The sequence below is a fragment of the Burkholderia sp. WP9 genome (genome assembly GCF_900104795.1).
In the GTDB taxonomy this organism is placed as follows: Bacteria; Pseudomonadota; Gammaproteobacteria; order Burkholderiales; family Burkholderiaceae; genus Paraburkholderia.
The window spans coordinates 3,535,390-3,547,908 of sequence record NZ_FNTG01000002.1 but is presented as its reverse complement, the minus strand read 5'-3'; the positions used below and the strand labels follow the sequence as shown (position 1 = coordinate 3,547,908).

Sequence of the window (12,519 nt, the reverse complement as noted above, 5' to 3'; positions counted from 1 at the left end):
TTTGCCGAGATGTCGGAGAGCGCAGCGAAGGATGCCCGCCCCAGGCAGGGGCATCGTGTATATCCCCGGGAATTCAAGCAGCAAGTCATCAAGGAAACGCTGGAGCCCGGCGCATCGGTCTCGATCGTGGCGCGACGCCATGACATGAACGCCAACGTGGTCTTCGAGTGGCGCAAGCAATATCGGGAAGGCAAACTCGTGCTGCCCGACTCGAACGAGGTGCCTCCGCCCCGTGTGGGCGCGGCGCAGTTGTTTGCCGTCGATGTGATTGATATGCCCATGCCGACACCGCGGGCGTTGCCAGGAACGGCGAGCGCGCCGTCGAAGACGGCGGACTGCGTATCGGCGCCGCCGCCGGTATGCGAGATCGAAGTGGAGATTGGCAAGCGCCGCGTCCGGATTCGTGGGCTGTCGGCCGAGCGCGCCGAGATGTTCCTGCAGGAATGTCTGAAGTGATCACGCTGCCGGCGGGCACGCGCATCTGGCTTGCCGCGGGCGTCACCGACATGCGCTGCGGATTCCAGGGGCTGGCTGCGAAGGTACAAACGGCACTCGAGGAGAATCCACTGGGTGGCAGCCTGTACATCTTTCGTGGCCGCCGCGGCGATCTTTTGAAGATTCTGTGGGCGACCGACGACGGGCTCTGGCTGGTCGCAAAGCGCCTGGAGCGAGGCCGGTTTATCTGGCCTCAGGCCGATGGCGGCAAGATCCATCTGACGAGCGCGCAGTTGTCGATGTTGCTCGAGGGTATCGACTGGCGACAGCCACGACGCACCGCCGCACTGTCGATGTTGTAAACCGCGACGAAGGCTCGTAAACTGCGACGCATGCCCGATCACGCGCCGCTTCCCGATACCGTCGCCGAGCTCCATGCCATGGTGCTCGCGCAACAGGCATCGATCGCGAAGATGCGGGAGGAACTCGTCGCACGAGATGACGAGATCGAGCGCCTGAAGGCGCAGATCGACAAGCTCAGGCGAATGTACTTCGGGCGCAAGTCCGAACAACTCGCGAAGCAGATCGACCGGCTCGAGGCGCAACTGGAGGACCTGACGGGCGGTCGGGGTGCTACCGAGGCGCGTAACCAGCGAAACAGGGCGCCGGATGCGCCGGCCAGCAAATCGTCTTCGCGAGAGTCGCTCCCGCCGCACTTGCCGCGCGAGGAGATCGTCCTCGAACCTGATCCGCTCTGCTCCAGGTGCGCGACGACCATGCAGCCGCTGGGCGACGACGTATCTGAACAGCTCGCGCGGGTCACCGCCGCATTCAAGGTGATCCGCACGATCCGGCGCAAATTGCTTTGCCCCGGCTGTGGCCATATCGAACAACTGCCGATGCCCGGCCTGCCGATCGAGCGCAGCATCGCGCATCCGAGCCTGCTGGCCGATATCGCGGTATCGAAGTTCGCGGATCACCAACCTCTGTACCGCCAGTCGGAGATCGCGGCCCGCGACCGCGTAACCCTCGATCGCGCCAGCATGGGCCGCTGGATCGGTCAGATCGTCGAGCTGTGCATGGTGCTGGTCGAGGCGATCCAGCGCTACGTGCTGGCTGCCGGCAAACTCCATGGCGACGACACGACGGTTCCCGTCCTCACGCCGGGCAACCAGAAGACGACAACCGGTCGGTTCTGGGTTTATGTGCGCGACGATCGGCGCTCGGGCTCGACGGAGCCTGCGGCAGTCTGGTTCTCGTACTCGTCCGACCGCAAGGGTGTTCATCCGCAGACGCACCTCGCCCACTTCAAGGGAATCCTGCAAGCGGATGCCTACTCCGGCTTCGATCAGCTGTATGCGAGCGGCGACGTCCACGAAGCGGCGTGCTGGGATCACGCGAGGAGGTACATCTATGACGTTCACGTACGCACGCCGACTCCGGATACCGAAAAGCTGCTCGAGATGATCGGCGAGCTTTACAGCATCGAAGCCGACATTCGCGGCAAGCCGCCCGATGAGCGGTTGCGTGTGCGCCAGGATAAGAGCAAGCCTCTGCTTGCCACGTTCGAATCGACGATCAGGGCCAAGCTTGCGACGCTGTCGAAGAAGTCTGCACTCGCGGGCGCGATCAACTACTCGCTGAACCACTGGGCGGCGCTCATGTTCTATTGCGAGGACGGACGCGCCGAGATCAGCAACGCGCTCGCAGAAAATGCCCTGCGTTGTGTCGCCCTGGGCAGGAAGAACTACCTGTTCGTCGGCTCCGACAGCGGCGGTGAGCGTGCGGCAGCGATGTACAGCCTGATCGGTACGTGCAAGCTCAACGGCATCAATCCGCGCGCCTACCTCGAATACGTGCTCACTCATATCGCGGACCACAAGGTCAACCGCATCGACGAGCTGCTTCCCTGGAACGTGGCCGACAAACTGAATCCGGCCGCTGCGCCCACGCCCACCGTTTGACCGGGTAGATCCAGATAGATCGTGTCCACGATCGCCGATCATGGGCACGATCTCACGTGATCTATCCGGACCTCCCCACGCCCTCACATCATGCCCTACGCGCGCGCGAATCACGGACCGGCCCTGCTGAGCCGCTTACGTATGCTGTCAGCTTCCCGATACTTGATTCTCAAGGGCATGCGAGCGCAGCGCTGACAATCCCGTACGCAGAAAGGATCGACCAGATGACCAGGAATTCGATAACAACGATTCAGGACGCGCTGGCGGGCGCCGCAAGCGCTATTTCTGCCCGTATTGGTGGCGCGTCGCGCGGGCCTGAAGAAAGGTAATAAAAAATTGCGCCGCCAAGCTCAGCGGAAATCTGTTTCGGCGACGAGCGGCTGCCGGACGTTCGCCGCAGAGTAGCAGGCACCTACACCGCGTATCAACGGGCTGGCCGTGCTCGTGACGGGCCGCCAATCCGGGCACATAACTGCCGAGCGGCATCGCCGAGGGCTTCTTCGATTTCCGGGATGGATTTTCGCCGGGCCTGGTCGATCCGCTCCGCATAGGGAACCGTCAACGCAGCGATAGCATGATTCTGGGAGTCCAGAATCGGGTAACTCACCACGTATAACCCGCGAACCTGCACACTCGGAGCTGACTCATAACCCCGCTCCTTGATGAAATCGAGGACGCCATCGATCTGCGGATCGACTTGCTCGGGGCGTCGCTTGAGCGATTCCTCAATATGGAAATGCCGCGTCTCCTTGTCCTGGAACGCCAGCAGCACCCGCCCGGACGCCGACACTATCACGTCAAGCTCGGATCCTACCCGCACGCTAAACCCCATTCCGCTAGGTGAATCGACTTTGGCAATAACGATCTGGCGGCCCTGACCGTACACCGTGAGATGACATGCCTGGTCGAGCTGGCTGGAAAGTATCTGCATGAGAGGACGAGCCTCTATCAGCAGCCGGTGAGTCGGCGGATTGTTATGAGACAGTTCGAACAGTTTTGTCGTGATGTAGTAGCTGTCGTCAACCTGCGTCACATAGTTACGACTGACCAGAACGGCAATCATCCGGTAGATCTCACCCACGCTGCGTCCCAACTGCTGCGCGATATCTCTCTGTGAAAGCGGCTTCTCCGTCCGGCAAAGAATCTCAAGGATATCAAGACCTTTCTCGAGTGCCGGCGCCGAATAGCTGCGTGCCTCCGAGTCCGTGGATTTTTCAGCGTCAGTAACATCGTCCTTCATTATGGGGCCTTCAGAATCTCGCTTTGCTTCACGTTAAGGGGGCGGGCCTTCGGCTTGGACCCTTGAACAGCACCGGCTAGACCGCCTTCTCACTCTCGTTGCGATGCACAAGGGCGGAACCGGGTCACTTTACTGGATCAGATAGCACGATTCAATCGAGTTCTGCCGCCTTCCAGTTCCACGCCCGCACCAACCTCCTGCCACGTTCAGGGGCGATCTCTCTCCGCGGCAGTTCACATCTCGCAAAATCGTCCCGATTTCGCACCAGCAAACCGATCAATTCACTCATGAAATTTTGCTTGGCGTTTACCATAACTTTACGCACTGTATAGAAACTATACAATTACTAATGAAATTTACGTTTCATATATGCAGACTTCGCTCAACACTCCACCACCGCGACGGCGGAGCCGGGAGTCGCGCAGCGCTAGAGGAAAACGACCGATGCTTAACGACGTTGAATACCAGCCGGCAACGCGAGACGAGATCTGTTCGCTCTCGGCTGTACGGCGAGTGGCCGCGATGCTGGATCTGCCCGCGGGAGCTTTCGCCGAAGGTGATCCGCTTCCAAAAGGCTGGCATTTCGTCCTGATGGGCGCTGACACCCGTCGATCCGAACTTCGCTCCGATGGTTTCCCTGGACTCGGCGTCCCGATGCCCGACCTGGGGCTTCCTCGCCTGCTGATGGGCGGACGAACCGTCCAGTACCACAGCGACATCCCCGTTGGCGCAAAAGTTATGCGGGTCAGCGCAATCCGAAGTCTTGTCCAGAAACAGAACGCCTCGGGGCCGATTGCGATCGCGACGATTGATCACGAGCTGAGACTGGCCGGCGAGACCGCTCCTGCCATTACCGAAACGCAGACCTACGTCTTGCTGCCCGAATCCCGATACAGCCCCGTAACAGGACAGCCCCAAGCCGTTACTGGAGCAACCACCAAGTCGGTGCGCCCCGACGAGACGTTGCTTTTCCAGTACTCCGCGCTCGGGTTCAACTCCCACAAGATTCACATCGACCGGACGTATGCACGAGAGGTTGAGGGATTCCCGGACCTGGTCGTCAACGGCGGCCTGTCAACGTTGCTCCTCACGGAGTTCGCGCGGAACGAGCTTGAACTCAACCTGCGTAGCTTCACGATGAAGAATGCCGCACCGTTGTTTTGCGGTCGGCAAATCACGCTCGCGGCGGATTGTCAGGGCGAAAAATGGCGCCTGAGAGCGCACGATGAGACGGGAAAAATCGCTGCAGAGATGGAGGCTGAAGTAAATGACTTTTGAACCGCTGAAAGGAATTCGGGTACTCGACCTGACCAGTGTCGTCGTGGGGCCAGTATGCTCGGCAAGGCTGGCGCAATATGGCGCCGAGGTTGTCAAGGTAGAAAGCCCTGATGGCGACCTCATGCGTGGGCTCGGCGGCTTATCGCCAACGGGGCAGCATTCGGGTGCCTACCTGCATTTGAATCGTGGAAAGCGCAACATTTGCTGCGACCTGAAAAAACCGGGTAGCCAGGCAATCATGGACAAGCTTGTCGCGTCCTCTGATGTGATCATCGCGAATATGCGGCCGCAAGCGCTCAAGCGCCTGGGACTCGATGCGGATACCTTGAGAGACAGGCATCCCGACAAGATTTATTGCCTGATAACCGGCTACGGCACTGATGGCCCGTACGCAGGCCACCCTACGTACGACAGCGTCGTTCAGGCTGCAACCGGAATGACCGGGTTGACGCTTGCAAGAGACGGTGTGCCGGCGTACGTGCCCATGCTCATCTGCGATCATGTCGTGGGTGAAATCGCCGCGGGTTCCATCCTTGCCGCAATCCTGCAACGGAACGTGAGCGGCAAAGGATCGACGCTGGAAGTTCCCATGTTCGAAACGATGTCGGCGTTCGTGTTACAGGAGCATCTCGCGCAGCAGAGTTTCGACCCGCCGGTCGGCCCCCCGGGTGACCTTCGACTTCTCAGCCCTCACAACAAGCCGGTGAAAACATCGGACGGCTGGATTGCTTTTACGATCAACACGGATCAGCAGGTTCGTGCGTTTCTGAATGCGGTGGGCCGAACGGAGCTTATCGGCGACCCTCGCTTCGCGACGGTGGGTGCGCGCGCAGAGAACGTCAAGGAGTGGTTCGAGATTCGTGGCGCCCCCCTCACCGACAAGACGACTTCCGAATGGCTGGACATCCTCCAGCGGGCGGACATCGCAGTCAAACCGTGTCATACGCTCGAGACGCTACCGCACGACCCTCACCTTGAGGCAGTCGGTCTGCTCCAGTATGAAGAGCATCCCACGGAAGGCAAGACAGTCGCAATCCGGCCCACAATCAGTTTCGATAATGCGTATCCGCCGCTGCGGTCATTTTCTCAGCCACGAGGGTGGGAGACTTGCGCCCTACTTGAAGAGGTTGGTTTTTCGTCGCCCGAGATCGAGACTCTGCTCGCGGATGGGGCGGCTGTAGAGAGTTCTGGACGCCGGGGCTCGGCTGCCTGACGGACACGCATGGCGCGCCATGCGATGGTCAACGACGGGACAAAAACTTAGACTCTGAGAGATTAACCATGACCGAAGCATTCCTGTGCGACGCGATTCGCACCCCCATCGGCCGCTATGCCGGTTCGCTGTCGTCGGTGCGCGCCGACGATCTGGGCGCGGTGCCGCTCAAAGCGCTGATGGAGCGCAACAAAGACGTCGACTGGAACGCGATCGACGACGTGATCTACGGCTGCGCGAACCAGGCCGGTGACGATAATCGCAACGTCGCGCGTATGTCGCTGTTGCTGGCCGGTTTGCCGCAAGGCGTGCCGGGCACGACGGTGAATCGTCTGTGCGGCTCGGGCATGGACGCCGTCGGCATTGCCGCGCGCGCCATCAAGTCGGGCGAGGCCGCGTTGATGGTGGCGGGCGGTGTGGAAAGCATGAGCCGCGCGCCGTTTGTTATGGGTAAGGCGACCAGCGCGTTCTCGCGTCAGGCCGAAATCTATGACACGACCATCGGCTGGCGTTTCGTCAACCCGTTGATGAAGAAACTGTACGGTGTCGATTCGATGCCGGAGACCGGCGAAAAAGTCGCGACCGACTACAACATCAGCCGCGCCGATCAGGACGCTTTTGCGCTGCGCAGCCAGCAGAAAGCGGCGCGCGCGCAACGCGACGGCACGCTCGCGCAGGAAATCGTCGGCGTGACGATCGCGCAGAAGAAGGGCGACCCGATCACAATGTTGCAAGACGAGCATCCGCGTGAAACGAGCCTCGAAACGCTCGCCAAGCTCAAGGGCGTGGTGCGTCCGGACGGCACGGTCACGGCAGGCAACGCGTCGGGCGTGAACGACGGCGCAGCGGCACTGCTGCTGGCCAATGAAGAAACGGCGAAGCGCTTCGGCCTCACGCCGCGCGCTCGCGTGCTGGGTATCGCAACGGCCGGCGTCGCGCCGCGCGTGATGGGCATCGGCCCCGCGCCCGCCACGCAGAAACTGCTGGCGCGCCTGGACATGACCATCGATCAATTCGACGTGATCGAACTGAATGAGGCCTTCGCTTCGCAAGGCATCGCGGTGCTGCGCGCACTCGGCGTGGCCGACGACGACGCTCGCGTGAATCCGAATGGCGGCGCGATCGCGCTCGGCCACCCGCTCGGCATGAGCGGCGCGCGTCTGGTGACTACGGCGATGTATCAGTTGCATCGCACGCGAGGACGTTTTGCGCTGTGCACGATGTGTATCGGCGTTGGCCAGGGTATTGCGATCGCGATTGAACGGGTCTGAGGTCAATATGCGAGACTTCCAAAATCCTCGGATTGGCATAGTGGGTTCCGGGGCTATGGGGCAAGGTATCGCTCAGATTGCCGCAGTTGCCGGCCTGAAAGTCAGATTGATGGATATGGGCCCGGATGCATCGTCACGGGCCATCCGCGATTCTGGAGGCTTCATTGGACAACGTATCGTCGCCTCTGTCGTCAACACCGCCCGCGAGATTGCCCAGCAAAGAATCGCCATACCGCACGATATCGACGCTGCGGTTCGCCTGGGCCTTGGCTACCTGTTAGGTCCCCTCGCCTTCGGCGACACCGTTGGCGCAAAGCGGATCTTTGCAGTGTTGAAGGGTCTGATGGATGTATATGGCGATCCGCGTTACCGCTCTGGCGTGTGGCTGGCGCGTCGCGCCGCCTTGGGCATTCTGTTGAATGTTCCCGACTGAGAGAACGGAAACAGCTCGCCGACCGATCGCCATGCAGTTCGGAGCGGTCTCGTGACCGCTCCTGTTGGAATCCCTTTGCTATGGGTTCGTCACGCTGTCAGCTCTTCCGCAGGACAGGCGCCGGTTGCTGCAGTCCACGCCCAAATTGCTCCAGACGGGCTGGAGCTGACTACACGCCATTACGACCAGCAAGGGCAAGGGCCACCCTTCAACAAGTCCGCCAGCCTCTATTACTGCCGGGCCCGAGTCTTACGGGTAACGATTGCGCTTTGCTCTACACACGCCCCCAAACTGGTTGGATCGTGGCGGATCTAGGTGCAAACGTTCACTGCATATATAAATCATAAATTTCATTTTCGACAATCCCACCCTACTCGTTCTGACACAAAACCCCATTTCAGGTGCCCCCGATGTCTTGTCAACAGCCTAGAAGCGGACACCTAGGACGAAGATTCACGATTACCCTATCAGCGTCAATCCCGATCAAAATTCCATTCATGCATCACTCGATTCGCCTATAAAATTCACACAGAATGCGATGCCAGTGCGACTGTGCGCTCGAAATTCTTAGCATTCGGTCGACGTTAAAACTAGCGCGACATACACCGGAGACAAACGCAATGTCGACCTCACCGTTATCGAATGCCGAGATAAAGGCTGCCGAGTCTCAGAACAGCAGCGCGCGAATCTTGTTCGCGAGCTTTATCGGAACCGCCATTGAATTCTACGATTTCTACGTATACGCGACGGCGGCCGCTCTAGTCATTGGGCCGGTGTTTTTCCCACACGGTTCAGCAACAGCTCAGGCGCTGTCCGCATTCGTGACGTTCGGGATCGCTTTTATCGCCCGCCCCATCGGATCATTTCTATTCGGTCACTTCGGCGACCGCATCGGTCGAAAGTCGACGTTGGTTGTTTCGCTTGTGGTGATGGGAATCTCGACCACATTGATCGGCCTTCTTCCTGGCTACAACTCGATCGGCAGCGTCGCGCCCATCCTGTTGTGCGTGCTTCGCTTTGGTCAAGGAATAGGCTTGGGCGGCGAATGGGGCGGAGCCTCATTGCTCGCCACTGAAAATGCCCCGACTGGTAAGCGAGGCTGGTATGGAATGTTCCCCGCACTTGGACCTTCGATCGGATTCCTCGCGTCAAACGGACTTTTTTTCGCACTTTCCTTTACTCTTACCGATGTCCAGTTCAAGAGCTGGGGCTGGCGGGTGCCGTTCCTTGTAAGCGCAGTACTGGTTGTGCTGGGTCTATATGTGCGTCTCAAGATTGCGGAGACACCTGCTTTCCGGGCTGCGATCGAGAAGCGTGAGCGCGTGAAAGTCCCAGTGGCAGAATTGCTCTCGCGCCACTGGTTGCCCACCATTCTCGGCGCGCTTGCCATGGTCCCGTGCTACACGTTGTTCTATAACGCGACAACATTTTCCCTTTCTTACGGAGTGTCGGTTCTACATATTCCACGGCAGACTTTCCTTGGGCTTCTCTGTATCGCGGTGGCTTTCATGGCTCTGGCAACACCGCTTTCGGCGTGGGCCTCAGACCGTCTTGGAAGAAAGCCGGTGATGATTGCTGGCATCCTCGCTGCGATTGCTTCCGGGTTCCTGATGAACCCTTTGCTTGGAAGCGGTTCGACCGGTCTTATCCTGTTGTTCCTCGTAGTCCAGCTGTTCTTGATGGGAGCGACGTTCGCGCCAATGGGCGCCTTGCTACCTGAGTTGTTTCCAACCAACGTCCGCTATACCGGCGCTGGGGTGTCATATAACCTCGGGGGGATTCTGGGCGCATCCGTGGCTCCTTACATCGCCCAACTTCTGGCCGCGCAAGGCGGTCTCTCGTGGGTAGGCTTCTACGTATCGATTGCGTCGGCAGTCGGACTTGTCGGCATGCTTGCGATGAAGGAGACAAGGAACATTTCGCTTTCCTGATATAGCGACCAGCGGAGACGAAATTAGGATGCCAAGCGCAGATTCGACTGCGCTTGAGTAACTTCCGGTTAGGAGTCGATTCAATCAATCACTTAAATCATTGTAGTTTGGCATCCTATTTAATTGGATAGATCGACAGACCGCTTAATGATATGGTTTATGGAGACAGGGATGACAATCAGAGACTGTGAGAAAACTGGCCTGACAGCGAGAGAACTTGAGGGTATTTCGATGGTGTCATGCCTGGCGGCGGCGTCGATAATACTATCGAGCTGTGGCGGTCACGTTGACAACAATTCCAACAACAATTCAACGATCACGCCTACAACCAGCGCACAGGTGCCGTGTGAAACACTTACCAATGTCGCGATCCCCGCTGGTATTGTGCAAAGTGCGCAGTCGATAGCAACCGGGAGTTACACCCGCCTGGCCAGAACACCCCTATCACAGGGCTTCCGGCTTTCTGCCGCGTGACAGCACTGATGCAACCGACGCCAGATTCGCATATCAACGTGGAAATCTGGCTACCACAGGCCGGCTGGAACAGCCGATTCCTAGCCACAGGTAACGGCGGTGGTGCCGGTTCTATTGCATACAGCACAGGAATCGCCATGGGGCTTCAGCGCGGCTTCGCGTCGGCAAATACTGACTTGGGGACGTCCCCTAATATCAACAATATGGTGGGACATCCGGAACGTTGGAATGATTTCGGATACCGCGCAAATCACGAAATGACGATCGCCGCGAAGGCAATTGTGAGTGCATACTACAAGACCGGTCCCAAAACATCTTATTTTTCAGGGTGCTCCACTGGCGGACAGCAGGCGCTTTCCATAGCTCAACGATACCCCAACGACTACAACGGCATTATCGCCGGTGCGCCCGCATTCAATCGTACGCACCTGAACGCGATGTTCTCCTGGAACCTCAAGGCTCTTAACGCGCCAGGCGCCAAAGTCAGTCAGGGGAAACTGGACATGGTGACAAGGAGCGTCGTTGCGGCGTGTGCTGGAAAAGATGGCGGCGCACCGACCGACGGCTTCCTCACGGATCCGCGACAGTGCAACTTTAACCCGGACACACTGCCGAAATGTTCAAACAGCGATGACGACACATGCCTCACGGCCGCACAACTGACGGCGCTAAAGGCGACCTATGCAGGGCCGACTAACCCCTCGACAGGCGAACGGATTTTTTCTGGTATGCCATTTGGCACAGAGAACCTGCCGTTATCGCTTGTGAATCAGGAGGACGCTACAACATGGCCTGCTCAACAGCTCTATGACCTCGTCTGGACCTTCGGTACAGGTTACGATTATCTGTCGTTTGATTTTGATCACAACATGGACACGGTCGACGCATTGCTTGCACCGCCATTGAACGCCAACAGCGCTGATCTGAATGAGTTCAAGTCAAACGGTGGAAAGCTGATCATGTACGGCGGTAGTGCGGACCCGGGAGTTCCCTTTCCGTCCGAGATTGAATACTACGAACGCGTTGTGCGGGATCAGGGCGGCGATCTGGCCGGCACACAAGGGTTTTTCCGGTACTACGTAGCGCCAGGTATGGGACACTGCGCTTCAGTCGGCGGGGGACCGGGCGTAGGCGAGTTTGGGCAGTCTTACGCAACCTATCTTCCGCCTGACAAAACACATGACGTTCTATTACAACTCGTCGATTGGGTTGAAAACAAGACGCCGCCTGGGCCGCTGGTCGCGAGTAAGTACAGTACGGGAGTAAATCCCCAGCCGGTGATGCAGCGCCCCCTTTGCGCCTATCCGCAACTGCCTGTCTACCAAGGCGGAGATGCAAACCAGGCGAGCAGCTTTGTGTGCAAGGACGCGCAGCGTGGGGGAGTGCAGACGCCTGCTCCCCGCTATCTGAACTAACTGTTAAAAATTGGACACTTCCTCCCGCGCGGCTGAATATTGCGCGCGGGACGGGACACTGCCAAAAGGAACCTTCGCGCGGCGGGGGCTGACAGCGAATACTTGCATGGGCAAAGGGACCCAGCGGCAACGGGCCCTTCTCACTCGAACCTACCCTGGCACGCCCTGGTAACCTGATTCAACATCGTCGAGGAGTGAAGCCGCGACAATATTGGCGGGCGAAATCCGACATCGACTTCCACCCATCGCGTCTCTTCAGGCAGTTCACACTCCGCTTTCGACGGGCTTGTCCAAGGAAGCGACCTCCCCTTCATTCGCGAGCAGCGCGCGCTTGCGGACGTATCGCATGATACTCGTGGCGCCATAACGGGAGCCGCCCATTGCCGACTTCTTGAACGCGGTTTTCTCACCGTCGAACATCATCACGCGCGGCAATCCTGTGTCGTTAATGCTGATGCCGCACCGCCACCATTTTCGTCGCGAAGTCACCGGCGGTGTGCGAGTCCGGGCTAAACACCGCGCCGCTCAAACCGAACATGGAGTCGTTCATTAACCCCTCCGCTTCGGTGTCGTCGCTAAAACACATGACCGGCACGATCGGGCCAAATGTTTTCTCCGTCATCGTGTAGTCGACGTTAGTCACGATAGTCGGATCGATCCATACCGCGCCGTTCACGCGCTCGCTCCTGCCGCCGAGCACGATCGATGCACCCTTTTTCACCGCATCATCCAATTGGCCGTCGATGATGGCCGCCTGGCGGCACAGTCAAGCCGAGTGCCGCGAGATCCCTTGCAATCTGAAGACCGATTCCTCGATTCGCCCCGGTTAAGAGAGCAACGGGTTTGTTCTGCATGGCAATCTCCT

The 12,519-nt window shown here is 58.9% G+C and carries 13 protein-coding genes; 9 read left to right on the top strand and 4 right to left on the bottom strand.

All coding sequences use genetic code 11. The annotated features are described in order from the left end of the window. Positions 1-9: 9 nt before the first annotated feature. The 3 genes from BLW71_RS42535 to tnpC are packed head-to-tail and all read left to right on the top strand — an operon-like array spanning position 10 to position 2,399. Positions 10-456, top strand: coding sequence for a transposase (locus BLW71_RS42535; RefSeq protein WP_286162208.1), 447 nt, complete (start codon positions 10-12; stop codon positions 454-456). Beyond that, complete coding sequence (gene tnpB / locus BLW71_RS36885) at positions 444-797, top strand: IS66 family insertion sequence element accessory protein TnpB (RefSeq protein WP_353615908.1); 354 nt, start codon at positions 444-446, stop codon at positions 795-797. The genes BLW71_RS42535 and tnpB overlap by 13 nt, the downstream gene beginning before the upstream one ends. Positions 798-827: 30 nt before the next feature. Beyond that, positions 828-2,399: an IS66 family transposase gene (gene tnpC / locus BLW71_RS36880; RefSeq protein ID WP_091808530.1), complete on the top strand. Its 1,572-nt coding sequence runs from the start codon at positions 828-830 to the stop codon at positions 2,397-2,399. A 424-nt stretch (positions 2,400-2,823) separates the two neighbouring features. Here the strand turns inward: tnpC and BLW71_RS36875 are convergent, their stop codons facing one another. Further along, positions 2,824-3,639 (bottom strand): IclR family transcriptional regulator, encoded by an 816-nt coding sequence (locus BLW71_RS36875; RefSeq protein ID WP_091808527.1) that lies wholly within the window; start codon positions 3,637-3,639, stop codon positions 2,824-2,826. 151 nt (positions 3,640-3,790) lie between these two features. Next, complete coding sequence (locus BLW71_RS41855; protein WP_177205175.1) at positions 3,791-3,928, bottom strand: hypothetical protein; 138 nt, start codon at positions 3,926-3,928, stop codon at positions 3,791-3,793. A gap of 155 nt (positions 3,929-4,083) precedes the next feature. On the opposite strand from BLW71_RS41855, the gene BLW71_RS36870 reads away from it, so the two are divergent. The 6 genes from BLW71_RS36870 to BLW71_RS36845 all read left to right on the top strand — a co-directional run bounded on the left by BLW71_RS36870 (position 4,084) and on the right by BLW71_RS36845 (position 11,654). Next, the gene (locus BLW71_RS36870; RefSeq protein WP_091808525.1) at positions 4,084-4,917 is read left to right on the top strand and encodes an HTD2 family dehydratase; all 834 of its coding nucleotides are present in this window, start codon (positions 4,084-4,086) and stop codon (positions 4,915-4,917) included. Next, a complete protein-coding gene (locus tag BLW71_RS36865; protein ID WP_091808523.1) occupies positions 4,907-6,130 on the top strand; it encodes a CaiB/BaiF CoA transferase family protein in 1,224 nt (407 codons plus the stop codon). The genes BLW71_RS36870 and BLW71_RS36865 overlap by 11 nt, the downstream gene beginning before the upstream one ends. A gap of 68 nt (positions 6,131-6,198) precedes the next feature. Then, positions 6,199-7,401: a 3-oxoadipyl-CoA thiolase gene (gene pcaF, locus BLW71_RS36860; protein WP_091808520.1), complete on the top strand. Its 1,203-nt coding sequence runs from the start codon at positions 6,199-6,201 to the stop codon at positions 7,399-7,401. A gap of 7 nt (positions 7,402-7,408) precedes the next feature. Continuing rightward, complete coding sequence (locus BLW71_RS36855) at positions 7,409-7,834, top strand: 3-hydroxyacyl-CoA dehydrogenase family protein (protein ID WP_091808518.1); 426 nt, start codon at positions 7,409-7,411, stop codon at positions 7,832-7,834. 620 nt (positions 7,835-8,454) lie between these two features. Continuing rightward, positions 8,455-9,765 carry an MFS transporter gene (locus BLW71_RS36850; protein ID WP_091808516.1) on the top strand — a complete coding sequence of 437 codons (1,311 nt, stop codon included), beginning with the start codon at positions 8,455-8,457 and terminating at the stop codon, positions 9,763-9,765. Between the two features lie 470 nt (positions 9,766-10,235). Next, a complete protein-coding gene (locus BLW71_RS36845; protein ID WP_218157144.1) occupies positions 10,236-11,654 on the top strand; it encodes a tannase/feruloyl esterase family alpha/beta hydrolase in 1,419 nt (472 codons plus the stop codon). Positions 11,655-11,918: 264 nt separating this feature from the next. Here the strand turns inward: BLW71_RS36845 and BLW71_RS42530 are convergent, their stop codons facing one another. Both BLW71_RS42530 and BLW71_RS42525 read right to left on the bottom strand, forming a co-directional pair. Further along, complete coding sequence (locus BLW71_RS42530) at positions 11,919-12,080, bottom strand: hypothetical protein (RefSeq protein ID WP_286162207.1); 162 nt, start codon at positions 12,078-12,080, stop codon at positions 11,919-11,921. Positions 12,081-12,099: 19 nt separating this feature from the next. Then, on the bottom strand, positions 12,100-12,375 hold the full coding sequence (locus BLW71_RS42525; RefSeq protein ID WP_286162206.1) for an aldehyde dehydrogenase family protein: 276 nt from the start codon (positions 12,373-12,375) through the stop codon (positions 12,100-12,102). Between the last annotated feature and the right edge of the window lie 144 nt (positions 12,376-12,519).

What these genes read in the sequence shown, in the direction of transcription:
- BLW71_RS36875 (WP_091808527.1), bottom strand. Translation starts at nt 3,639, where the DNA reads ATGAAGGACGATGTTACTGACGCTGAAAAATCCACGGACTCGGAGGCA.
- BLW71_RS41855 (WP_177205175.1), bottom strand. Translation starts at nt 3,928, where the DNA reads ATGAGTGAATTGATCGGTTTGCTGGTGCGAAATCGGGACGATTTTGCG.
- BLW71_RS36850 (WP_091808516.1), top strand. Translation starts at nt 8,455, where the DNA reads ATGTCGACCTCACCGTTATCGAATGCCGAGATAAAGGCTGCCGAGTCT.
- BLW71_RS36855 (WP_091808518.1), top strand. Translation starts at nt 7,409, where the DNA reads ATGCGAGACTTCCAAAATCCTCGGATTGGCATAGTGGGTTCCGGGGCT.
- pcaF (WP_091808520.1), top strand. Translation starts at nt 6,199, where the DNA reads ATGACCGAAGCATTCCTGTGCGACGCGATTCGCACCCCCATCGGCCGC.
- BLW71_RS36870 (WP_091808525.1), top strand. Translation starts at nt 4,084, where the DNA reads ATGCTTAACGACGTTGAATACCAGCCGGCAACGCGAGACGAGATCTGT.
- tnpB (WP_353615908.1), top strand. Translation starts at nt 444, where the DNA reads ATGTCTGAAGTGATCACGCTGCCGGCGGGCACGCGCATCTGGCTTGCC.
- tnpC (WP_091808530.1), top strand. Translation starts at nt 828, where the DNA reads ATGCCCGATCACGCGCCGCTTCCCGATACCGTCGCCGAGCTCCATGCC.
- BLW71_RS42535 (WP_286162208.1), top strand. Translation starts at nt 10, where the DNA reads ATGTCGGAGAGCGCAGCGAAGGATGCCCGCCCCAGGCAGGGGCATCGT.
- BLW71_RS36865 (WP_091808523.1), top strand. Translation starts at nt 4,907, where the DNA reads ATGACTTTTGAACCGCTGAAAGGAATTCGGGTACTCGACCTGACCAGT.